The sequence below is a fragment of the Vibrio sp. 2132-1 genome, from assembly GCF_033344315.1.
This window is the reverse complement of the sequence record NZ_JAWPON010000644.1, coordinates 1-573: the sequence shown is the minus strand read 5'-3', so window position 1 is coordinate 573 and position 573 is coordinate 1. Positions and strand designations below refer to the sequence as shown.

At 44.3% G+C, this 573-nt stretch carries 1 pseudogene; it reads right to left on the bottom strand.

The window, feature by feature from the left end:
• Positions 1–572: pseudogene (locus R8N47_RS27150) on the bottom strand (methyl-accepting chemotaxis protein); the annotation flags it as partial.
• Position 573: the final 1 nt, after the last annotated feature.

The window sequence follows — 573 nt, the reverse complement described above, 5'->3', positions numbered from 1 at the left end:
GCTTTACGGTTTTTCGTTACCGCTTGCGTAACAAACTCAGGATTGGAGCTGGCCAGCGCATCGGAAGTGATCACTTCGGCATCTTTGAGTTTGATGAAGTAGCTTTTCGCCATAACTTTCACTGAAATACTCGATTGGTCTGCAACGTATTCTTTCAGGCCAACAGAAAGTTCAGTGTTGAGTTTTTGAAAGCGGCGCGATGACTTCTGCACTTCTTCTTGTGCTGAAAACATTGCTTCATAGTTGTCCATTGCTTCGAGAGCTTCGGTAAAGTAGCTTTGCTCTAGCGTCTTCAGTTGAGAAAAAGGTTCGGCAAGAGAAGGGTAGATCTGGCTTGCTGATTCGAGCTGCGCCAAAGTGGATTCAAAACGTTGTTGAGATCTCGCAAACTCCTGACGCATTTCTTCCATGCGCTGTTTATTCTCAGTGGTCAGAAAATCTTTAAAAGACTTGTCGGCAGAAAGCAGTTCCACACTGGTTTGGTTAGATAACGATACAAGGGGCAACGATGATTTAGAGACGGTTTCAAATTTACCGTGAATATCGTGCATTCCCCCCATCATAATGGCAATT